Here is a 23215-nt window from a genome sequence, read left to right on the forward strand (position 1 = left end):
ACCCAAACTGACCACCAGGCAGTTCCCAATTGAGGAAGAAACCATGAAACGCAAAAGAGCAACGACGCAAGCACGACGAAGCACCCGCGCGCCCCGGCGGTTGTCCTGGACTTCGGTCCTGCTGACGCCCGTGGTCGGTCTCGTTGCCGCGCCCAGCTTCGCTCAGGACGACAGCGAGCTATCACTGGAGGAGGTGGTCGTAACGGCCCAGCGCCGGGATCAGAATCTGCAGGATGTCCCCATCGCGCTCTCAGCGTTCACCGCAGACAGCATCGAAAAGTTTCGGTTTGACGACGTGGGTGATTATGTCACTCAGGTTCCCAACGCCAGCTTCATTAGCAACGGCGCGCGATCACGGCGACAGATCAGCATTCGCGGCGTCACCAATTTTCTGGGTTTTGTCGGCACCTCTACCACCGGATTTTATATCGACGACTTCAGCATCGCAGGCAGCACGATCAATCCGCCAATCATGGATATCGAGCGAATCGAGATTCTTCGGGGTCCACAGGCCACCTATTTCGGGCGTAACGCGCTCGGAGGGGGAATCAGCATCACGTCGAAGAAGCCTACCGACGAATTTGAAGGGTCGCTCATGGCCGACCTGTCCAGCTTCGATACGATTGACGTGGAAGCGGTGGTCAACATCCCGATCAGCGACACCATCTCAACCCGGTTCAACGCCAAGAGCATTACCTCTGACGGCAATATCGAAAACATCAATCCCGTCGGCGGCGGTAACGACTCTGACTATGAGTACATCAAGGGAGCGGTCCGCTTTACCCCGTCCGAAAACCTGACCATCGACGCCTCCTATCTCTATGCCGGCGAATCGGTTGGCATGCGTGAAGGCGTGCCGTCTGGCGTATTTTCCAACTTTGCCGGCAACGTCCTTTACTCCGGTCAGTTTCCGGATCGCGATGGTGACGGTGCCTCAGATCCGTTTGTGGATGAGGTCGGTTTTTTCCCAGGCAACCGGGATCGGACCAACTTCAATGCGGACCAGAAGGTGGGCACCACCGTCCGCAACGCGGTGTTTCGCGTCGACTACACTCGAAACGATTTGCTGTTCACGTCGATCACCGGCTTTGTCGATTCTGACTTTTTCTTAAACGGCGACATCGACGGCAGCAGCCGAGACTTCTTTAACGAGTTCCGCAACCTGGAACGCGAGAGCATCAGCACTGAATTTCGCGTCCAAAACACCAACCCCAACCGACTCCAGTGGAATCTGGGTTTTCTCTATGCCGAGGACGACGGCAAAGACACGAACCGGACCTTTGTCGGCGCCGAGCAGGTTTTTGGACTCCCGGAGTTCTTCCTGATCGACCGCGAAGACTCCACCAGCGCGTCTGACACCTGGGCGATCTTTGGCCAGCTTGACTACGATGTAACCGACCGCTTGACCGTCTCTGTCGGCGGCCGCTACAGCGAAGAGACCAAGCGATCTGACATTTCCGGATTCTCCGGTGGATTTCAGCAAACGCTCTCGGTGGAAGATACCTTTGACGACTTCTCCCCGCGTCTCGCCGCCACTTACCAGGCCTCGGACGACATGACCTTTTACGCAACCATCTCTAAGGGGTTCAAATCCGGCGGCGTGCAGATTGCGCCGAACCCGGACGCTGAGACCTTCGATCCGGAGGAGCTGTGGAACTACGAAATTGGCATGAAAGCCGACTTCTTTGACAGTCGGCTGCGTCTCAATGCGGCAGCGTTTGTGATGGATTGGGAAGACCTGCAGGTGTCATTCCAGGAGAACCTGATCGACGATAATGGCGACTTCATCCTGTTTGGCGGAGTTAACAACGCAGAGTCCGCCACCTCGCGGGGGGTCGCAATCACCACCACAGCAATCCTCAGCGACAGCCTGCTTGTGAACGTCAACCTCGGCTATCTGGACGCCGAATTCGACAGCTTCACCGCCTTGATTGACGGCGCGAACCGGGTCCTGGACGGCCGGGTGATACCCAATTCTCCCGAACTGACCGCCAGTGCCGACGCTGAGTACAACTTCGATTACAACGCGGAGTGGTCCGGATTTGGGCGTCTTGAGTGGGTGTATCGCGACGAAATCAAGCCAAACACGACCTCGCTCATCTACGAGGGATTTCCATGGGATGTGCCCAGCTACGATTACTTCAACCTACGGGTCGGCGCCGAGCGCGGCAACATCCGGATCGTGGCCTACGCGGAGAATCTGTTCGATAGCAACTTCTACACAAACGCCTACCAAAAGGCGTTTGCCGGCGGCCTGTTTATCGAGCCATCGTTCCGGCGTGTCGGCTTGCGGGCAACCTATAGCTTCTAGCCCGCCGTCGTTTTGCGCCGCAGGCATGAGCTGAAAACCAAGAGGTACTCGGGATGACCAATAACGCGGATCACACCCCACAACGCCGCCTATTTGCCTGGCAGCTCCCGGGCATTGTCGTCCTGACACTGGTGCTGAGTATTGCCTCGGCGCAGCCTGCCAATCGTTTCGCCCTGGTCGGAGGCACCGTCGTCGATGTTGACGGCGGTGCCACCACCAAAAACGCCGTGATCCTCATTGAGGGCGAGCGGATTGCTGCCGTCGGTCCTGCTGACGAGGTTGAGGTGGCAGACAACGTGCAGCGTCTCGACGTCAGTGGTCATTGGCTCATTCCCGGGATGATGAACATGCATGTCCACCCGGGGCTCAAACTGCCGGGCAGGATGCAGGCTGCGCTGGCCAACGAGTCGGAAGGCGCACTGACGCTTCGAATGGCAAAAGCGGCCCGGGAGTCGCTACAGGTAGGCGTTACGACCATTCGCATTCCGGGGGACGAGAGGCACGGCGACATTGCGCTGATGCGATCGATCAACAAAGGGGAATCCGACGGCCCCAGAATCTTCAGCGCGGGCGAAGCGATCGTCATCACCGGCGGCCACGGCTCCGAAGCCGGTCTCGAGTACGCTGACGGGCCTTACGAACTGGTCAAGGCCGCGCGACGCGAACTCAGTGCCGGTGCGTCCTGGGTGAAGATTCTGATCTCCGGAGGCATCGCTACCGAGGGCGGCGGCATCGCGGAAGCGTTGATGACACCGGAAGAAATTGGTGCCGTTATCGACGCGGCGCACCGGTTTGGCGGCAAAGTAGCTGCCCACTCGGGTTCACCAAAGGCTACCAACATTGCGGTCGACGCCGGAATCGACAGCATCGAACACGGCTATTTCCTGGACCGCGCAACCCTTCGGAAAATGAAAAAGAACGGCACGTGGCTGGTGCCCACCATCGTGGTCAGCCAACCCGCAACCGCGCCGTTTTTTGAGCGAATCGGTTCTCCGTCATGGTATCTCGCGCGCCGAAACTCCGTGGGCAAGCTGCATTGGCAAGCGCTGGAAATGGCGATCGAGGAAGGCCTGAACATTGCCCTGGGCACTGATCAGCTGCCCAGCGAACCCAACGACGGTACTTTTGCCACGGCGCGAGAAGCGCAGTACTACGTAGAGGCGGGCATGACGCCGCTGCAGGCGCTACAGTCTGCCACCATCAATCCGGCCAGGATGCTGGATGCCGAAGCCAGCATCGGCTCGCTCGCGGAGGGCAAATACGCGGACATCGTGGCGCTGCCGGCAGACCCCACCGAGGACATCAAGGCGCTGCGTGACGTCCGCCTAGTGATCAAAGGCGGCAAAATTTACCGCAACCAGCTGGCCGATGACTAAAGCTTTTGCTGGAAGTAGCTGGCGATCTTCGTGTACACGTGCTGCCGCGCGCCCTCGATGCCGTGGTGTTCGTTGGGATACACCATCATGTCGAACTGTTTGCCCGCCTTGATCAATGCGTCAGCAAACTGCAGCGTAAACGCCCACTTGACGTTCTCATCCCCGGTGCCGTGAATCAGCAGCAAATCGCCTTCGAGACGGTCGACAAAATTGATCAGGTTGACCGCGTCGTACCCCGCCTGGTTCACGCCTAGCTGGTCCATCCAGCGCTCAACGCCCACCGCCTGATAGTTCTCCAGATCGATGACCGGGGCAACGCTGACCCCAACTTTGTAGTGCGGCGAGCCTTTGGTCATCATTGCCGCCGTTAGGTAGCCTCCGCCGCTCCAGCCCCAAAATCCGAGCCGCTCCGAATCAATAAAGGGCAGCTTTTCGAGATATCTCACGCCCTGCAGCTGATCGAGCACGGCCCATTTGCCGTACTCGCCGTAGGTGAGGTTCTTCGCTTTCTTGCCGCGCCCCGCGGTCGTACGATTGTCCATGCAAAAGACGATAAACCCCTGGGTGGCCATGTAGCGATGCCACAGATCGCGCTGCACGCCCCGGGAGCTGCCCCAGCGGTTGACCACCATCTGCGAGCCGGCGTTACCGTAACCGTACGCGACCACCGGATACTTTTTGCTTGGGTCAAATTCCGGCGGCTTGATCATGTAGGCGTTGAGCGTGATGCCGTCGTCGGTGTCGAACTGAAAAAACTCGGGGTTGGGGACCGCGTAGCGCTCGAGCCCGGCGGGCGAATTTTTGAGCAGCAGGCGGCCGGATGAGCTCGTCGGCGTTTTCAGAGTAAAGGTCCACGGTACGCTGGCGCTCGAATACTCTTGAACGACGTGGCTGAAATCTGGCGACGGACTCCAGTCATACCATCCCGGCTTATCGGTCAGCTTTTCTGTCGGTCCGCCATCCAGCCGGACCCGGTATACGTGCTGATCAATAAAGGAGTCCTTCTTAGCGGCAAAATAGAGAAATCCCGCAGACTCATCGAGCCCGATCAGCGAACTGATTTCCCAGTCACCTTCTGTAAGCTGCCGCTCACTCCCCTGGTAGTCGTACACGTACGCGTGTCGGTAGCCGCTTTTCTCAGAGGTCCAAACAAACCGATCGCTGGCGTCAAAAAACGTAAGGTCTGTCGTCACATCGACCCAGGCCGGGTCCTTATCGGTTACCACCACTCGCGACTTACCCGTCGCGGTATCGGCGAACAGCAGGTCGAGCCTGTCGTGATCCCTAGTAAGCCGCTGGATGGACAAGGTTCCCGACGAGCGTGTCCAGTCGATGCGGGGCAGATAATCGTTGGGGTTGTCACCGACATCCATCCAGGTGGTTTCCTTCGATTCAAGGTCGTAAACCCCCAGCTGATAGACCGCGTGTTTTTCATCGGTGTTGGGATATTTGAGGGGTCGAACCTCCGGATATTTGCCGAGCTCGTCAATCATGTACCAGACTTTGACGTCGGTGACGTCGAGTCTCAGGAACGCCAGCTTTTTGCCGTCCGGCGACCACTTCCAGGCGTCCAGGAAGCCGAACATGGTGCTGCCGTAATCAAAAATGCCGTTAAACACGTCAGCGCTTCCGTCCGTTGTGACCGCTACTGCCGCACCATCCGCCAGCGAGGCGATATAAACGTTGTTGTCCAGTACATAGCCAACGTGAGTGCCGGAGGGCGACAGAGCCACGTTGCGAAGACCCGAGTTTCCGTCGGCCAGCGCCAAGGTAGAACCATCCGTCATGCGATGAATAAAGTGAGGCGCCTCGATGACGCTATCCCAGGTTCGTGACTTTGGGCCGCTGATCAGCAGATGACTCTGGTCTGCGGTCCACTCAAACGAAGACATCGCTACGGGACTTCCGTCATGCATCACGGCGTCGGCCGACAGCCGCCGCGTCTCGCCCGCGCGATCGATGCGCTGCTCGATGATCTCCAGCAAACCGCTGTCCGGATCGGGGCGCGCAAAGCTAAAAGACTCACCATCCGGGTGCCAGCGCAGATTGTTTATTCGCTGCATCGCAAAATCTGGACCCGAAAAAATGCTCTCCAATGGCAGCCCCGGATTCTGCTGCGCAAACACGGCAGATGAGGTCAGGAGGAGACAGGCGGCTAGAAAGCGTTGAAGGTAGGTCAAGCTCATGGCGGCGTCCTGAGGCTGAAGCAACACTGAGTCAACCCAAGATAGTGAACGCCCGACGGGCCCGCAATTGCCCGCTAGCGTCGATCTTATTGCGCTGCCCGCAACGGCCTTGTCGCCACGACTGATTGCGGTGAACATAAGGGAAGATACGCGAGGATTAGGTTATGAAGTTAAGGCTCTACGCTGCGCTTCGGGTCTTGGCCCTAAGCGTGCTCGGCAGCACCGCCACTGCCGTTTTGGCGGACAGCCCGGCTGGCGCCTCCCTTGCGGACCAACCACCCGTCGACGCCTTCGAGGGCACCATCACTTTTCTGTACTACGACGACCTGGCAGCCGCTACTCATTTCTACGGGGAAACCCTGGGCCTGAAGCTCACGATGGACGAACCCTGGGTAAAGATCTTTCGGCTCACCGAAGGATCCTCGGTCGGGCTGGTGAAAAACGGCCACGGGTTCCACGAGGTGAAACCGGACAAACCCGTGATGCTCAGCCTGATTACTTCGGAGGTTGATCGTTGGTACGAGCTGCTCAAGCGCGGCGGCGTGCCCGTGATCAAACCACTGCCGGCGCCTGACGCCGGCCCCGATAGCACCGGCGCCCCGATCCGCGGATTCATCGTGAGCGATCCTGGTGGTTACACGGTTGAGGTTTTCAGCTGGCGGCAGCCCGACGCCGGCTGACCCGCAACTCACCGGGATTGCACCGGGCGCACGACCTGCGCTGCCGCTATGCAACGACCGGTCCCCTATAGTTGGCATGAACAACCGACCGCGGCCGCTGAGGCGCAGCAAAGGTAATCATCGCGATGAGACATCTGACAGTCCTTCAATCGACCCTGCTGATGATGTTTGGCCTCGGGCTCTTGTCCTGCAGCTCCGAACCTGACGCAACCCCGCCAGCGTCCCAGCCGGAACCTGCCACTGCCGAACCGCCCGCCGGACAGAAGATGCCGGAGACCATCGCGAGTCTGGAAGCAAAGACGAGCGGCCTCTGGCGCTACACGGGGCTTACAACCCGCGACGGCACCGACCTGCCCCTCACCGGCATATTCCTTTTCAAGGACGGCTTGTTTCTGCAGCAGGCGGTTTTTAACAGTGAACCGTTCGACCAGGCAGGATCTATGGCCCACGCCGGTCCGTATCGGGCGGAGCCGGAAACCGGTTCGATGCACCTCGTGGCCGAGCAGACCATCAGCCTTGACCCAACTACCGCCAGCCCGATCTCGTTTACGCCGGACACCGATCACGACGTTACCGTAACCCGCGCGGACGAACGCCTGACCCTCATCTTTGGCATGGGAACCAGCACGGTTCAGGAGTTCAGCAGGGTAGGCCCTGGTGAGGGGCAGCTTTACCGACTGGAAAACGGGGCGCTGGCATTGGTCGACAACCATTTCATCCTGGTCGACGGCAGCGAGAATCAGGTCACGAGCGGTTATGGCACCTACGAGCAGGAGGGTGAAAGCTTAAGCCTCCAGGTCATCCGCTGGTCCGAGGCCGAGACCGACTCCGCCACCAACCTGATGGACGTGGCGCTTGAGGCCACGTTCGACGGACAGTCGCTGGTTCTGGCGGACGGCCGCGCTTTCAGAGTTTCCGAAGAACCCTGATCCGGAGCCTGTCCCTATTGCTCCCCATTGCTCAGGGCAGAATTGGGTCCTTAACGCCCGTCATTTCCCAGCGTCCGAGCGTGATGGGAATGCTGTCGATGCGATTCAGCTCGTCGAAAAACGTTTTCATGGAAAACGTCGCGCCGCGCTCTTCTTCAACGCGGGCATAGTCGGCTAGCGTTTGCTCGAGCAGGTATTTTCCGGTCACGTAGCTGGTGCCGTAACCCGGCTGACGAAGATAGAGGTGCTGCTCGAAGATCAGGAGCTCCTTTTCGGTTTTCATCCAGCCTCGGGGTGTCCACTTCATGTGCACGCCCCCGGCCTCCTCCATGGTCATCTCGTTGGCATGCGCGTAAAGCGACCCAAGGCCCCGCGCCGCCCGCTGGGCCAGCAGGATCCACACCAGCTCGCGTGAGCGCGGACTGTCTTCGTAGAGCCCCGCATGCATAAACATCTCCTCAACGCCGGTCGCCGTGCCTTCGTTTCGGCTGTCAAAGATGTTGTACAGCAGCGCACCCTGGCGCACCGGGCTGGGGTGAGGCGTGCGGTCCATCCGGGCCAGCTCCCACCAGTGGTAGAAATGAGTGAACAGCGGCGCCGGATCGTAGTGTGCGGTGATCCAGAAAAAGTTGCGTGTCTCCTTGGGGACAAATTTGCCCAGGTGTGCGCGCAGGGCCGGGGCCATGTAGTCGGTCACGGTCACGATCTCTTTGCGCTCCACAAAATTCATGATGCGCTGAACGGCCTGCTCAGCCTGGGCGTTGTATTCCTCCGGGTTGCTCGCAGCGCTGAGGGGCGGAAGGCCCAGGTTGCGCTGTTCTTCGAGCCGCAGCGACGACCAGGCGCGCGCGAGCTCTCGCTCAAGCAGACGGACTTCGTCTTCCCAGGAAAGCGGAACGAGATGGACGTTTTGCAGGTACCAGGTGTAGTTTTCTTTGCCGATACCCGACGGGCCGGTCTTGGTCAGGGCCTGCGCTTCCAGCCAGGTGATCAGGTCACTAGTGGCTGACCCGGCTTGATCGATGACCGTCCTTAGATCTTTGCTGGCGCTGTCTCCCAGCCGAAACTTGAGACTTTCGAGCGCCGCACGCTGCGCGCGAATATCCCGGATCCCGGTAATCCACAGATCGCGGGCATTGCCCGTCAGGTTGTCTTTTGCCTGCTTCATCAGCGGGGGTATGACCGCCAGCTCCCGGGTCAGCCGGTCCTCCTCAGCCGTAGACAGCGGAAACTCATAGGTCCACAGCTCAACAACCGCGTGATGAGTTGGCCCTTCGTGGGCAGGAACGTCACTGCGGTATAGCCAGATCGATTTATAGAAGGCTGGGTCACGTGCCCAAGGCTTTAGCACGCGCTGATTGAAGTCATAGCCATTCATCTCAGCGCGAACGAGATGCCAGTCCACCTGCTGGGGGACTGGCCATTGTTCGATCGTAAACTCGTTGAGCCTTGCCTGGAGCGCCCGAAACTGCGGGTTCCGAGCGTCGAAGCTCGCGGCCGTGTAGTCCGGGGCACCGCTGAGCACCGGCGGAGACTCGAACTCCCGCCACTGCTGGAATAAGGTCAGGAGCTCGTCATAGCTCGGCGTCGACTGCGCCATAGTGGCCTGGCAAAGGAGCAGCAGCCAGGCCGAAATCAAGAGTCTCATCGTGGTTCGGTTCCTAGTTTTTGATGACCGCGCAGGGTCCGTCAGAGCCTGGGGTCGGCTCATTGGCGAAACCGTCCAGCGCCGCCAGCCAGTTGCGCTCCATAATCGCCAGCGTCTGGCGACCCTTCTCAGCCGTTGCCAGCGTCGGGTCTCCTCGAATACCGCTTCCTGGTTCACCCGACAGCTGGCGCGCAGGCAGTTTGCCAGGGCGGTAACCTGGGTAGGTTTTGGGTGGAGCGCCCATCTCTGGTGAGGCTTTCGACATATCGACCTTGTCGGGCTGAAGCACCAGGTTTACCGACGTTTCGATCTCGTCAGCATGCCCGCCCCACTCCTGCTCCTGGAAGCGCTCGACCTCGCTGGTTTCCAGATCATCCCAGGACACCACCAGCGCCGGCACGCCACAGCCGGCGCGGATTTCCCGCGCGGCCACGGAAATCGGCAAACCGGTGGCCTGGCGAATGCCGGTATTGAGAAACACCACCCGCTGGGCGCCGCTGGCAACCAGCGACTTGGCGGCGAGATACATGTACTGCTGAAAGATCGCCGGGTCCTCGATTTCGGTGCTGGGAAACTCGCGAAAGGCGGGGAACCATCCATAGAGGATCGGGGGGGCCGCGACCACGTCTCGCTGGCTCACGGCAACAGACACCAGATGTTCCAGCACGACCCGATCCGCGTTCATCGGCAGATGCCTGCCGTGTTCTTTTGCTCCGCCGGCAAACGGCAGGATGACCAGCGGCGCGCTGACTAAACGCTCGCGGGCCTCAGGCCAGGCCAGGTCCCCCAGGTAGACACCCTGAGCGTTAGCGCCGTTCATTGATAGCAGCAGCGCCAACGCGAGCGAAGCCGCAGTGCGGGTCATGCTTTTCATAAGCAAACTTCCTTGGGTCATCGTTGCGCAGACGGCGTGAAAAGCGTGCTGCCAATGGGGCTACTGGCGATAGGAATCGTCCTGGCGATCGAGCTTGCGGAGCAGTCCCGGCCAGACAAGGTCGGCACCCAACCCTTTGGTCACCTGCTCAGCCTGTGCCTGAATGCCGGCAACAATCGGCGCCGGCACGTCGACCAGCGGCTCTCCGCCCGACTGGGCCAGCAGCTGAATCTGGCACGCCGTTTCCAGCAGATACATCTTCAGAAACGCGTCCGCCACGCTGGTTCCAACGGTCAGCAGCCCGTGGTTGCGAAGAATCAGGAAATCGTTGTCGCCGAGATCGGCCGTGAGCCGCGGCTTTTCCTCGTCGTTTAACGCCACGCCTTCGTAGTCGTGATAAGCGAGGGACGAATACGGGAATAGGGACGTCTGCGACAGGGGTCGGAGCCCGCTTTCTTGCGCTGAAACCGCGACCCCCGCCTTGCTGTGGGTGTGCAGGACGCACGCTGCGTCATGACGAACCTCGTGCACAGCGCTATGGATCACAAATCCGGCCGGATTGACCGGCCAAGGGCTGTCAGAGAGTTTGCTACCGCTGGCGTCTACCTCCACCAGACAGCTGGCGGTCATTTCCTCGAACATCATCCCGTAAGGATTGATCAAAAACGTCTCGCCGTCCGGCATCCGCGCCGATACGTGAGTAAACACCAGATCGTCCCAGCCATAGAGCGCAATCAGCCGGTAGCACGCGGCAAGATCGACTCTCAGCTGCTCACTTGGATGGGTCACCGAATCGTCCTCTCGAAGTTTGGATGATCAAGCGTTCACCCGGCCTTCGGACGGGTGCTGCATATCGCCTAATCCTAACCCAATTATCCGCCTTGACGGCTACGCCCGGTGAGTCAAAGCCAATGTTTATTGAAAATGATTCTCATTTGTAATAATCTAGTGTCATTCCGCCGTTGGATCAGGAGCACCGCGCATGTACCTACTTGGCCGATCCCGTCCCGAGACCCGACATCGATGGTTAGTGCGGCTTGGGCTGGCGGTTGGCGTTCTTTCGGCCTACGTCTGGTCTTGGACCTGGGTTCTGTAAGAGCCCACCCATTCAAAAACTGCGCACCGCTGACGTCGGAGCCACATGATCAATACCGATCGCGCGGCCGGCTAGTCTGCCGATTGCAGCCATCGGACGCGACCGGGACAATGGAGCCCGGATTCCAACGCGTTTTCCCATGGACAACTCAAGCAAACCCGTCGCCTCGGCGCTCGAGGGGCTCAGCGTCGACGAGCTTCGCCGGCTCGGCTACCGGGTGATCGACATGATTGTCGAGCACCGAGAGGAGCTCCGGGACAAACCCGTTCATCGCCAACGGTCGCGGAAATCGTTGGACGACGCCCTACCCCAGTCGCTGCCGCGCCAAGGCACCGACCCGGACACCGTCCTCGATCTGGTGGCAACGGAGATTCTCACCGCCATCGCCCACACCGACCATCCGCGCTTCTTTGGCTATATCCCCAGTCCAAGCAACTACATCAGCGTACTCGCTGATGCCCTGGTCTCAGGCTTTAACATTTTCGCTGGCCACTGGATCGCCGGCTCTTCCGCTGGGGCCGTCGAGGCGACAACCCTCAAATGGCTGGCAGAAATCATGGGCTTTCCGGCCAGCGCCGGGGGCGTTTTTCTCAGCGGCGGCTCTATGGCTAACCTCAGCGCCATTCATGCGGCGCGAAGCGCATTGACTGGCCCCTCCGCCGGTCACGACAGCCAGCTCACGCTCTACGCCACCGGCCAGGCCCACTCCTCGATCAGCAAAGCCTGCCACATCCTCGGTTTCGCCCCGGAACAACAGCGGACGATACCGGCGCAACCCGATCAGACCATGGACTGTGCGGCACTGGAAGCGACATTGTCGGAAGACGTCGCCGCGGGTCGACGACCGCTGCTGGTAGCAGCCACGGCAGGCACGACCAATACCGGCGCGGTGGATTCCCTGCGTCGGATCCGGGAGATTTGCGATCGTTATCAGCTCTGGATGCACGTCGACGGCGCTTACGGCGCGGCCGGGCGGGTCTGCCCCGAGCTTCATGAAACGCTGGATGGTATCGAGCTGGCAGACTCCCTGACCCTCGACCCACACAAATGGTGGTTTCAACCTTTCGAAATCGGCTGTCTGCTGCTCCGAGACGGCAGCCTGTTAAGGAACGCTTTTACCGTGCAGGCGGAATATCTGCGCGAATCGCACGCGGCCGCCAACACCGGTCCGGGTGACCCCACCCGGACGCTCGAAGACGAAATCAACTTCTATGAGTACGGCCCCCAGCTTACTCGCTCCTTCCGCGCACTCAAGCTTTGGATGTACCTGCTCACTCAGGGCGTCGACCGTATCGGCGAGATGATCCTGCAGGGGGTCAACGCGGCACAGGAGGCGGAGCGGCTCATCAGCCAATCTCCGAGCTTCCGGGTGGTGACGCCGGCGAGCCTGGGCATCGTGACCTTTGCACCCAGCGATCCTAAGCGGAGTGAGAAGGCGCCGATCCAGGCCGCGGTGAAGGCGCTGCTGGCCGACGGTCATGCGCTGATCATGACCACCGAGCTGGATGATCAGACCGTCTTTCGTTTCTGCCCGATTCACCCCGACACGACATTTGAGGACATGAGAGGCAGCCTAGACCGCCTCGCAACCTACCTCGATACCGATCGACCGGCCGACGAGGCCTGAACACTCAGCGCTTAGCAGCGTGTCGAAAAACGCAGATTATCGACACGCTGCGTTCGGCACATGGATGTGCCGGCATTTTCGATGGCTAAGAGCCATTGAAAATGTGAGCCAAGTGAAAATCGCATTTTTCACTTGGCGTCGTTGCCATCTGAATGATCATGGGCCATGGATGGCTTTTTCAACATCCTGCTAGTCCGACAGATAGCGCTTAAGCCATCCGTTCACCGCGTTATGCCATTGGATGGAATTGTTGGGCTTCAGCACCCAATGGTTTTCGTCAGGAAAGTACAGAAACCGACTCGGAACGCCTTGCCGCTGGGCGGCGGTGAAGGCGGCGATTCCCTGGGTGACCGGCACGCGGTAGTCCAGCTCGCCATGGATGACCAGCATCGGCGTTTGCCAACGATCGACAAAATTGAGCGGATTAAAGGTTTCGTAATTTTCTGCAACCTCATACTGCGGCCCGCCGTTTTCCCACTCGGGAAACCACAGCTCCTCCGTTGCGTAGTACATCATCCGGGTATCGAACACCCCGTCGTGATTGACCAGGCAGCGGAACCGATCGGGCCAGTTGCCCGCAATCCAGTTCACCATGTAGCCGCCATAAGACGCGCCCAGCGCGCAGACCTTGTCACCATCCAGAAAATCATAGCGTTCCAGCGCAGCCGCCAGACCCAGCTTCAGGTCCGTCAGCGGCGCGCCACCCCAGTCACCGCTGATGCTGTCTGTAAACGCCTGACCGTAGCCCGTGGAACCGTGAAAATCGATAAACACTGCGGCAAAACCCTGGCCGGCATAGGTCTGCGGATTCCAGCGGTAGTGGAAGTGATTGCCGAAACTGCCCTGGGGCCCGCCGTGGATCAGGAAAGCCACGGGATACCGCTTGCCGCGCTGGTAGCCAGCAGGCTTCACCACCCAGCCGTAGACCGTCTCGTCCCCAGCGCCGGCAAAGCTGAACTGCTCATACTCCCCCATCTCCACGTCAGCGAGCTGCGGCTGGGAAAGCCGGGTCAGCTGACGGGGTAGGGATTCACCATCCTTAAGCGCATAGATTTCGCTCGGCGAAGCCAAACTGTCGCTGGCAAAGACGGTCATGCCGGGGCCCACGTCAACAGCGCTGACGTAGCCGGGCCCGGTCAGCTTGACCGGATCACCGCCGCTCAGATCGATGCGCCAAAGCGTCTTGTTGCCCACGTCGGTGGCGTTCGCCAGCAGTGACTGGCCGTCAGCAGCAAAGGTCAAAGACGAGGGCGAACGATCCCAGCCCGGTGCCAGCTCGCGCGTTTTGCCGCTAGCCAGGTCTCGAACCATAACGTGGAGTCGATCCGCCTCAAAGCCGGGTCGCTTCATGGCCAGATAGAACAGCGACTTGCCGTCCGGGCTCAGCACCGGCTGCGTATCCCAGGCGCGATTGTCTTCCGTGAGGTTTCGCGTTGCGCCATCACCATTCATCGGCGCGCTGTAGATATCGAAGTTGGTCGACGTGGGCTCCTTGGCATCGCGGAGACGCGCGGCAAAGTACAGCGTTGAGCCGTCCGCGGAGACAGCGTATTCCTCGCTGCCACCCCAGACCCGAGACGGCACGTCAGCGTCCACCGCGCCCGTCAGCAACACCGGCTCCGCGTCGGCGGCGACCCCGTCGCTCAGCGACACGGCAAACAGGCGCGAGCGCTTTTCGCTCAACCAGTAGTCCCAGTGGCGCATAAACAGCTGATCGTAGGCCTGGCCACTGGTGGGCAACTGATCGGCAGCGTTGTCCCGCTCGACCGTGCAGGCCAGCGTTTCACAGTCGAGGTAAACCTCTGTGGACACCACCAGCTTGCGGTCATCCGCCGCCAGACGAAACGTCCCGACGTCCAGGGCCAGGTCCGTCACGGGCTGCGCTTCGCCGCCGCCGACGGCAATCCGCCAGACCTGTGACGACCCGCTGCGGGACGAGAGAAAGTACACATATCGACCGTCCTTCGACCAGGCCGGGCTCGAGTCGGACGCCTCGTGAGACGTCAGCCGGCGCGTCTCCTCCCGATCCGTTCGTGCAAGCCACAGGTCGTAGCTGCCTTTATCCGCATCCATATCGGTGCTGCGTAGCGCAAACACCACGTGACCGGCATCCGGGGACAGCTGCGGCGCGCCCACCCGCTTGAGCCTCACCAGATGCTCCACGGAGAACGGTTCGGCCATCGCCAGCAGCGGCTGCAGGAGCAGACTCAGCGCCAGCACCAGCACCCAATACAGTTGTTGCCTAGAGAGACTTTTCACTTGACCTGCCACCTCTTGTGTTCAAATTAAATTCGCCGCACTGGCCGGTCTCAACCGGTCCGGGGCGTAGCCCGCCATTACGCGACAGCCTGCGCCACGCGTCAACCGGGCCGGAGCTCGTCTATGCGTCTCCCCGCTCCAGGGTGAGGCAGCACACCGCTTCCCCATCCACCTGCCAGATGCCGGGTTCCTGCAACGACACACGGTCCACACTGGACCAGCGCAAACGCCAGGTGCGGTCAACCCACCGCTCGGGCAAAACAAAGCGCTGCAGATGGTGCTGACCGTTGATGATCAGCGCCAGACCGTCAGCCATATCCCCTGACTCGTCCGAGGTCCCGCGCAGCCAGCTGAATGCGCGTAGTCCGTGCCATTGGTCCGCCGCCAGTACGTCACCCTCGGGGCTCAGCCACCGGATCAGCTCGGGCTCGTGGCGATACTCGTTGTCCTGTAGCGGCACCAGCTGGCGTCTCAGGTGGAGCAAACGACGGACACTGGAGAGAAACGCCGGGTCATCATCGCTTCCGTCCCAGCTGACCCAACCGATCGGGTTGTCCTGGGCATAGGCGTTGTTGTTCCCCTGCTGCGAATTGCCAAGCTCGTCCCCCGCCAGCAGCATCGGGACTCCCTGCGCCAGCAGCGTGGTGGCTAGCAGATTTAGGCGACGTTGACGCCGCGGTTCGGTGAGCTCCTCCGCCGGCCCCTCCACGCCGAAGTTGTCGCTGAGGTTATGCTGATGACCGTCTCGATTTTCCTCACCATTCGCCTCGTTGTGTCGCTGCTGGTACATCGTCAGATCAGCCAACGTAAAGCCATCGTGGCTGGTGACATAGTTGATGCTCGCATGGGCGCCGCGGCCGCTGTCTTCGAACAGGTCTGCCGAACCGTGGAGGCGACGGGCCAGCTCGGCCGCCGTGTCCCGGTCGCCCCGCCAGAACGCCCGCAGCGTATCCCGAAAGCGGTCGTTCCACTCCCGAAAGGGCGGAGGGAAGCCGCCGAGCTGATAGCCGCCTGGACCCACGTCCCACGGCTCGGCAATCAGCTTCTGGTGACGCAAAACGGGGTCGGACGTCATGGCTTTTAGCAGCGGATGATCAGGTCGAAATCCGGCAGCGTCTCGACCCAGCGTCGAGGCGAGGTCGAACCGAAAACCGTCGACGCCCATCACCTCGCTCCAGTAGCGGAGGCTGTTTAGAACAAGATCACGGACAACCGGGTGATCGACGTTGAGCGTATTGCCGGTCCCGGTGTCGTTGATGTACTGGCCGGAGTTATCGGGATGCGTCCGGTAGTAGGCCAGATTATCGATACCGCGGAAGCTGAGCGTTGGCCCGTCGGTGCCCCCCTCGCCAGTGTGGTTGTAAACCACGTCCAGGATGACCTCGAGACCGGCGTCATGCAGCGCGTCGGTCATCGCCCGGAAACCCGACGGCGCTTCGCCGCCGAGATAGCGACAGGCCGGCGCAAAATAATTGATGCTGCTGTAGCCCCAGTAGTTGGTCAGCCCCAGCGGAAACAGGAAAGGCTCATCAAAGATGGCATGAACCGGCAACAGCTCCACCGCCGTGATGCCCAGTGCCTTCAGGTACGCCAATACCTGCTTGTTGCGAAGGCCGGCCACAACACCGCGCTCGCGTTCGCTGAGCTGGGGAAACTGCATCGTGAAACCACGCAGGTGCATCTCGTAAAGGATGGACTCCGACCAGGGCGTTGCCGGCCGACATACCGGCGTCATGTCAGGCGGTTGCGTGACCAGCGACTTGGGCACAAAGGCTGCGCTGTCGTGCGCGCAGCGTTCACCCGCAGACGACAGCGTCCTGAGCGTTGGCGACCAGACGGCTTCTGCGGTCAGGGCACGGGCATACGGGTCGATGAGCAGCTTGGCAGGATTGCAGAAGAGCCCGCGGTTGGGATCAAAAGGACCGTGGACGCGATAGCCGTAGGCCTGACCCGGCTGCACGCCGGCCAGATACCCATGCCAGCGTCCGCCGGTCGTGCTGTGGAGCTGGAAACTTTGCTGCGGTTCGCCGCGAGGATCAAACAGGCACAGCTCAACAGCCTCAGCGCAGGTCGAAAAGAGCGAAAAGTTGGTGCCGCTGGCGTCGGCTGTCGGGCCAAGCGGGCCGGCGCTGCCGGTCTCCAGATTGAGCTTGCGGTGAGTCAAGATGACTGAAGCCAAAGCCCCGCGAGCGGCGGCACGGTCAGGACCAGGCTGTGATCACAGGAATCACAGGGTTCAGCAAGTGACGCCAGCGGCCGGTTGTAGAGATTGCTGCCGCCGAACTCCTCTCGATCGCTGTTCAGAATTTCCCGATAGGTGCCGGCGATGGGAACGCCCAGTCGATAGTCGTGCCAGACCATCGGCGTAAAGTTGAACACACAAACCACGGGTTCGCCGGTGTCACCCTGGCGCCACCAGGAGAAAACGCTGCGATCACGATCCTGCCAGTTGATCCAGCTGAATCCGTCCGAGCGGCAGTCTCGCTGATGAAGCGCCGGCAGATCCCGGTAGTGCCGGTTGAGCACACGGACCAGCGCCTGGACCCCGCGCGGCCCCGCTTGCGCTAACCGCCCCCAGTCAAGCTCATGATCGTGATTCCACTCGGCTGCCTGGGCCAGCTCGCTGCCCATAAACAGCAGCTTTTTGCCGGGGTGGGCAAACATGAACGTGAGGTACGCCCGAAGACTGGCCAGCTGCTGCCACTCGTCCCCGGGCATGCGGCCGAGGAGCGAGCGTTTTCCGTGGACAACCTCGTCGTGCGAGAGCGGCAGGACAAACCGCTCGTCAAACGCGTAGACCAGCCCAAACGTCATCCGGTCGTGGTGATGCGACCGATAGAGCGGGTCCTGCCCCATGTAGCTCAGCGTGTCGTTCATCCACCCCATATTCCATTTGGCGGTGAAGCCGAGCCCCCCGTCGGCCACCGGGTGTGACACGCCGGGCCATGCGGTGGACTCCTCCGCGTGGGTTTGAGCGCCGCGGCTCTGCACCGCCTGATTCACACGCTGCAGCAGCGTGACAGCCGCCAGGTTCTGGTTGCCGCCATGCTCGTTGGGCACCCACTGACCGGCTTCTCGGGAATAGTCCAGGTAAAGCATCGAGGCCACTGCGTCGACCCGCAGTGCATCGATATGAAACTGCTCGACCCAGTAAAGGGCGCTGGCGATCAGGTAGTTTGCCACCTCGGTACGGGTGTAGTTGAACACCATCGTGCCCCAGTCGGCATGTTCACCCATCCTGGGGTCCGCATACTCGTACAGAGCGCTGCCGTCAAAGCGGCGCAGGCCGTGATCATCCTTTGGAAAATGGGCGGGCACCCAGTCCATGATCACGGCGAGGCCCGTCTGATGAAGGGCGTCCACCAGGTGGCGAAAATCATCCGGCGAACCCCAGCGAAAGGTCGGGCTGAACAGGCCGATCGGCTGATAGCCCCAGGACCCTTCAAACGGATGCTCGGTTACGGGCAGGAGCTCGACGTGGGTAAATCCGAGCTCCGTGACGTACGCTGGCAAAACGTCAGCAAGCTCACGATAACCCAGCGGCCTGCCGTCCGGGTGGCGCCGCCAGGACCCAAGGTGCACCTCATAGACGCTCATCGGCTGATCCAGCGAAGTCCGGTGTGGGCGGGTTTTGATCCAGTCCTGATCGTGCCAGCGGTAGGTGCTGCGATAGACGCGCGAGGCATTTCCAGGCGGCCCCTCGTGACTGGCCGCCAGCGGGTCGCTTTTGAGCGGCAGCACCCGGCCCTCCGAGTCCATCACCTCATATTTGTAAAGCTCGCCGTGACCGATGCCCGGGATGAAGATTTCCCAGATGCCAATCCCGACATGGTGCCGCATCACGTGGCGCCGACCATCCCAGAGGTTGAAGTTGCCGACCACGCTGACCCGCCGCGCGTTGGGCGCCCAGACGGCAAAGCGCGTGCCCGCGGTCCGCTTCACGCTCATGAGCTGCGACCCGAGAACATCATAGAGACGCTCGTGAGTGCCTTCGCCCAGCAGATGCTGATCCATCTCACCCAGGGTCGAGGGGAAGCTGTAGGGATCATCCATCGTCATGCTGGCCCCCGCTTCGTCGGTGCAGCGCAGCCGGTAGCGCCGGCGACGGGGTGGCAACGTCGCCTCAAAAAGCCCCCCGGGGTGAAGCCGGTCCATCAAGGCCAGGACGGCCCCATCAAGACCCAGCAGCTCAACCTGAACGGACTGCGGCTGGAACGTTGTGACAATCCATTGTCCCTCCCGCTGGTGTGGGCCGAGCACCGAAAAGGGATCCCCGTACTGACCCTCGGTCAGCGCTTGGAGCGCAAGCTCTTCCTGGTGGTTTCTCAATGTGTTCCGTGTGGTTCGTCGCCGGAGCTGCGCAGTGTCGCCCGCCAGCGCGCGCTTGACCAGTCCGGCGAGACGGCGGTCAGACTCCCCGCATGCCCGACCGTTTCTTGCTCAGCCTGCCAGCAGTTCCGTTAGCCTCTTCCGGGCCGTGAACAGTCGGCTGGCGACGGTGCCTTCGGGTATCCCGAGCAGTCCGGCCACCTCTCGGTGTGACATTCCTTCCACCGCGACCAGGCCAATGATCATGCGGGAGGTCACGGGCAGCCGCTGCAGCGCGTTGATCAGGTCGATCGGAATGGGTGCGTCAGCTCGGACTTCAGTGAAGCTCGGTTCGCGGACAGGACGGCGTCGCGCAAGCCAGCGGGTGGCCACGCGCAAGGCAATCCGGTAGATCCAGGTGCTGAGGCGCGCATCACCGCGAAAGGCCCTAAGGCCACGAAACACCGCCAGAAAAGTCTCCTGACTGATGTCCTCAGCATCCGCCGGGTTGCACGCCATGCTGAGGGCCAGGCGATAGACCTGCGGATAGTGCTCCCGGAAAACCTGGTCCGGATCGAGGGCGTAGGTCTCGACAGTTTCCAGGCCTGTGGTGCTACTGGTCATCTGCGATCAGTTCCAGCTCTCGCCTGAGCGACGGTCGCACCACCAGCAGCTGATACAGGGCATAAACCCAGATCAGTAGAGCCGTCACCAGGTAGATCCATCCGCGATAGTCGACAAGCCCGTGACGCCATAGAACCCAGGCCGTCAACAGGCTGAACTGAAAGGCCACCAGCTGGGCCAGCAGCGTCTGCCGCAACTCGCGACCCACATCCGAGCGCCAGCGGGTCAGCATCTGCCGGGCTGATCCCAGCTCCGCCAGCTCGCGCGCCTCGCGCGAAAAACGTAGGGCCGTCCACGCCAGCAGCACGGTGGTAAAGGTCAGCGCAAAATAGCCAAACGGGTCTCGCTGCGCGATAAAAACCCCGGTTGCCAGCGCCGCCACAGCCGTGGCGACCAGCGCCAGGAGCACCACCCGTCGACGGCCGGCCAGCTGGCGTGAAACGCCGCTGCGGACCCGCTGCGCCGCCGTTTCGGTCGTGACGTTGCGCAGCTGCTCGAGCTGCGTCTCCAGGGCTGAGTCTTGTCGTTCGCTCATCGTTCCATCTCCTGTTTTACCGTTAGAGACGAGCGCGAGCGAATTCTTTCATCGGATTGGCATGTCGCCGCAGGACTATGTCGATAGCCAGGGCGGCAAACGCCGAGCCGCCGGTGTTCGATCAGGCGATAAAGCCACCGGACTGGCGTTGCCAGAGCGTTGCGTAGAGCCCCTCCTGGCTGACCAGCTCCTCGTGACTGCCCTGCTGAACGATCGAGCCATCTTCGATCACAATCAGGCGATCCAGGGCGGCGATGGTGGAGAGCCGATGCGCGATGGCAATCACGGTTTTGCCGCTCATCAGTTCACTTAAATTTTCCTGGATCGCCGCCTCGACTTCCGAGTCTAGCGCCGAGGTGGCCTCGTCGAGCACCAGGATCGGCGCATCCTTTAGAAACATGCGCGCGATAGCAATACGTTGCCGCTGACCACCAGAAAGTTTGACGCCGCGCTCGCCGACGTGCGCCTCATAGCCCGCGCGGTCGCTGGCGTCGGTCAACCGTTGAATAAATTCATGGGCGTTCGCCCGCCGCGCCGCTGCCTCGATTTCCTCTTGGGTTGCCTTGCGCCGACCGTAGGCAATATTGTCACCAATCGAGCGGTGCAGCAGCGAGGTATCCTGGGTCACCACGCCAATCTGGCGTCGCAGCGATTCCTGATCTACCGCCGCGATGTCCTGTCCGTCGATTCGAATCTGCCCACCCTGCAGGTCAAAAAGCCGCAGCAGCACATTCATCAGCGTGGTTTTGCCTGCCCCGGAGCGACCGACAATGCCCACCTTTTCGCCCGGCGCAATCGACAGATCCAGCGCCTCGAAAACACCCGCGTCCTTGCCGTAGTGAAACCGTACCTGATCGAACTCAATACCTCCCTGCTCCACCACAAGCTCCGGAGCGTCGGGTTTGTCTCGTACGGTCTGCACCTTGGCAATGGTGCTCATCCCGTCGTGCGTCATGCCCAGATTTTCAAACAGCTGGGACATCTCCCACATGATCCAGTGAGACATCCCATGGACCCTCAGGACAATCCCGACGGCCACAGCCACCACCCCGGCCGTGGCCCCGCCACCCTGCCAGGACCAGATGGCGGTGAAGGCCACCGCAAACAAAAACAGCGCATTGATGATCTGCAGGGACACTTCCATTTTGGTCACCAAACGCATCATGGCGTGCACGGTGTCCATAAACCCCACCATGCTGTCTTTGGCGTAGCGTTCCTCCTGGCCCGCGTGAGCAAACAGCTTGACGGTCATGATGTTGGTGTAGCTGTCGACGATGCGACCGGTCATCATCGAACGCGCGTCAGCCTGCGTTTCGGCGACCTTGCCCAGCTGGGGCAGCAGGCGCGCCAGCAGCGCAACATAGGCCAGGAGCCAGCCCACAAACGGGGCGGCCAGCCAGAGGTCAAAGCTGGCCACCAGCAGCAATCCGCCGACAAAATAGACGCTGACATAGACCGTCACGTCTGCGAGCTTCATAACCGTCTCGCGGACGCCCAGGGCCGTCTGCATGACCTTTGTGGCGATGCGACCGGCAAACTCGTCCTGGTAGAAGCCGAAACTCTGCCGTAGCAGGTAGCGATGTGCCTGCCAGCGGATCCTCATCGGGTAGTTGCCGATGATCGTCTGGTGATGGATTAGACCGGCCGCCAGCGACAGCAGCGGCAGGGCCAGCAGAACCACGGCGGCGTAGAAGATCAGGCGGGGTTTTTCGCGTTCCCAAAACGTGGCGCGGTCGGCGTCCGCCAGCCAGTCGACCAGATTGCCAAGAAACGCAAACAGGGCCACCTCCGTCAGCGCGGTCAGCGTTGCAATCGCCGACATCAGCAGCACCCACGGCCAGACGCCTCGGGTGTAGTGTAGGCAGAATGCCAGCAGGGTCGACGGCGGGCGCTCGGGCGGTTCCGGCGGAAATGGTTTCAGCAGATTCTCAAAGTAGGAGAACATCGGGCGAGCGTCCTGGGTCAGCCGTCAGGTAGTTTAATCGTTTCTAGCCAACCGGCGTGCCGCGGCTGCCAGCAGTCCGCGGGAATAAATCTTGTGAAAGCCAAGCAGCGCTGAGAAGACCCAGCCCAGGGTCGAACGCCCGCGGTCGCGATCGACTTTTGGCAGCACGGCCGAGCCAAACCACAGATCGGTGCCGCCGCCGGCAGCGCTGACGCGGAGCCAGGAACGAGTCCGGCCGCCAAGGTCTGTCAGCAGCAGCTCGTGCTCGCGGCGCGCCTCAACCGTCCAGACCGCAAAGTCTTCCCGCTGCGCGGCCGCGAGTTCGGCGACCTGCTGGTCGGTGGACGGTCGCCGAGCCGCGAGCCGAATCAGCCAACGCTCAAGCCGGAATAGCGGGCTGGTGTAGAACGCCCGGACGTAGTCTTCCAGGGAAACCGACTTCGCACAGCGCAGGACGAAGCAGTCGGTGTAAGGCGGTTTACCGGGCTTTTCCCAGCCGTTCGCATAGCGCTGCAGCAGCGCGTCATCCGGCAGCGGTCGAAGCTCGACGCTCATAACGTTCAGGCCCTCGTGTCGGTCATCAACACGCTGCTAGTGTCCTGTTTGGCAAGTTCATTGTATTTCAGCGCGTGTCCACAAGGCCCTGGAGTTAGGCGCGAGCCGCCGGCCAGGGTGATTCCCTGGCCAAGGCTCGCAACGCCGCTCCAGGCCTTGTGGTGCGCGCCCGAAGGGAGCCCCCTTGGGCACCAATAACCGCGTTGCATCGCTTGCCAAGGGCTACGGCCATTGCCGGCGCGATGCGCCTTGTTCTTGGCGC

General features: G+C 61.1%; 16 protein-coding genes. 5 read left to right on the forward strand and 11 right to left on the reverse strand.

Features of this window, described 5'->3' with window-relative positions:
• The first annotated feature begins 43 nt into the window (after window positions 1–43).
• On the forward strand, window positions 44–2311 hold the full coding sequence (locus AAF358_18360; protein MEM7707527.1) for a TonB-dependent receptor: 2268 nt from the start codon (window positions 44–46) through the stop codon (window positions 2309–2311).
• A 53-nt stretch (window positions 2312–2364) separates the two neighbouring features.
• On the forward strand, window positions 2365–3687 hold the full coding sequence (locus tag AAF358_18365) for an amidohydrolase family protein (protein ID MEM7707528.1): 1323 nt from the start codon (window positions 2365–2367) through the stop codon (window positions 3685–3687).
• Here the strand turns inward: AAF358_18365 and AAF358_18370 are convergent.
• A complete protein-coding gene (locus AAF358_18370) occupies window positions 3684–5873 on the reverse strand; it encodes a DPP IV N-terminal domain-containing protein (protein ID MEM7707529.1) in 2190 nt (729 codons plus the stop codon). The genes AAF358_18365 and AAF358_18370 overlap by 4 nt on opposite strands.
• 164 nt (window positions 5874–6037) lie before the next feature.
• Between AAF358_18370 and AAF358_18375 the strand changes: the two genes are divergently transcribed.
• Window positions 6038–6553, forward strand: a complete 516-nt coding sequence (locus tag AAF358_18375) for a VOC family protein (protein ID MEM7707530.1) — start codon at window positions 6038–6040, stop codon at window positions 6551–6553.
• A gap of 125 nt (window positions 6554–6678) precedes the next feature.
• Window positions 6679–7482 carry a hypothetical protein gene (locus AAF358_18380; GenBank protein MEM7707531.1) on the forward strand — a complete coding sequence of 268 codons (804 nt, stop codon included), beginning with the start codon at window positions 6679–6681 and terminating at the stop codon, window positions 7480–7482.
• Between the two features lie 31 nt (window positions 7483–7513).
• Here AAF358_18380 and AAF358_18385 read toward each other — a convergent pair whose 3' ends face one another.
• From AAF358_18385 to AAF358_18395, 3 genes are read right to left on the reverse strand one after another with little or no spacing between them, the layout of a single operon-like run.
• Entirely contained in the window at window positions 7514–9130 is a 1617-nt protein-coding gene (locus AAF358_18385; GenBank protein MEM7707532.1) for a hypothetical protein, read from the reverse strand.
• Window positions 9131–9143: 13 nt separating this feature from the next.
• Window positions 9144–10004, reverse strand: coding sequence for a creatininase family protein (locus AAF358_18390; protein ID MEM7707533.1), 861 nt, complete (start codon window positions 10002–10004; stop codon window positions 9144–9146).
• Window positions 10005–10064: 60 nt separating this feature from the next.
• The gene (locus AAF358_18395) at window positions 10065–10793 is read right to left on the reverse strand and encodes a class II aldolase/adducin family protein (GenBank protein ID MEM7707534.1); all 729 of its coding nucleotides are present in this window, start codon (window positions 10791–10793) and stop codon (window positions 10065–10067) included.
• Window positions 10794–11239: 446 nt separating this feature from the next.
• On the opposite strand from AAF358_18395, the gene AAF358_18400 reads away from it, so the two are divergent.
• Window positions 11240–12727, forward strand: a complete 1488-nt coding sequence (locus tag AAF358_18400; protein MEM7707535.1) for a pyridoxal-dependent decarboxylase — start codon at window positions 11240–11242, stop codon at window positions 12725–12727.
• Between the two features lie 189 nt (window positions 12728–12916).
• On the opposite strand, the gene AAF358_18405 is transcribed toward AAF358_18400, so the two are convergent.
• From AAF358_18405 to AAF358_18435, 7 genes are all read right to left on the reverse strand, one after another.
• Window positions 12917–14986 carry a S9 family peptidase gene (locus AAF358_18405; protein MEM7707536.1) on the reverse strand — a complete coding sequence of 690 codons (2070 nt, stop codon included), beginning with the start codon at window positions 14984–14986 and terminating at the stop codon, window positions 12917–12919.
• A 121-nt stretch (window positions 14987–15107) separates the two neighbouring features.
• Window positions 15108–17150 carry a glycogen debranching protein GlgX gene (gene glgX, locus AAF358_18410; protein MEM7707537.1) on the reverse strand — a complete coding sequence of 681 codons (2043 nt, stop codon included), beginning with the start codon at window positions 17148–17150 and terminating at the stop codon, window positions 15108–15110.
• Window positions 17147–19315 carry a 1,4-alpha-glucan branching protein GlgB gene (glgB, locus tag AAF358_18415; GenBank protein MEM7707538.1) on the reverse strand — a complete coding sequence of 723 codons (2169 nt, stop codon included), beginning with the start codon at window positions 19313–19315 and terminating at the stop codon, window positions 17147–17149. The genes glgX and glgB overlap by 4 nt, the downstream gene beginning before the upstream one ends.
• 111 nt (window positions 19316–19426) lie before the next feature.
• On the reverse strand, window positions 19427–19918 hold the full coding sequence (locus AAF358_18420; protein ID MEM7707539.1) for a sigma-70 family RNA polymerase sigma factor: 492 nt from the start codon (window positions 19916–19918) through the stop codon (window positions 19427–19429).
• A complete protein-coding gene (locus tag AAF358_18425; GenBank protein MEM7707540.1) occupies window positions 19908–20453 on the reverse strand; it encodes a hypothetical protein in 546 nt (181 codons plus the stop codon). Before AAF358_18425 ends, AAF358_18420 begins: the two co-directional genes overlap by 11 nt.
• A 121-nt stretch (window positions 20454–20574) precedes the next feature.
• Window positions 20575–22398 (reverse strand): ABC transporter ATP-binding protein, encoded by a 1824-nt coding sequence (locus AAF358_18430; GenBank protein MEM7707541.1) that lies wholly within the window; start codon window positions 22396–22398, stop codon window positions 20575–20577.
• Window positions 22399–22431: 33 nt separating this feature from the next.
• Window positions 22432–22953 (reverse strand): hypothetical protein, encoded by a 522-nt coding sequence (locus AAF358_18435; GenBank protein ID MEM7707542.1) that lies wholly within the window; start codon window positions 22951–22953, stop codon window positions 22432–22434.
• Window positions 22954–23215: the final 262 nt, after the last annotated feature.

This window comes from Pseudomonadota bacterium (assembly GCA_039033415.1).
GTDB lineage: Bacteria > Pseudomonadota > Gammaproteobacteria > Xanthomonadales > SZUA-38 > JANQOZ01.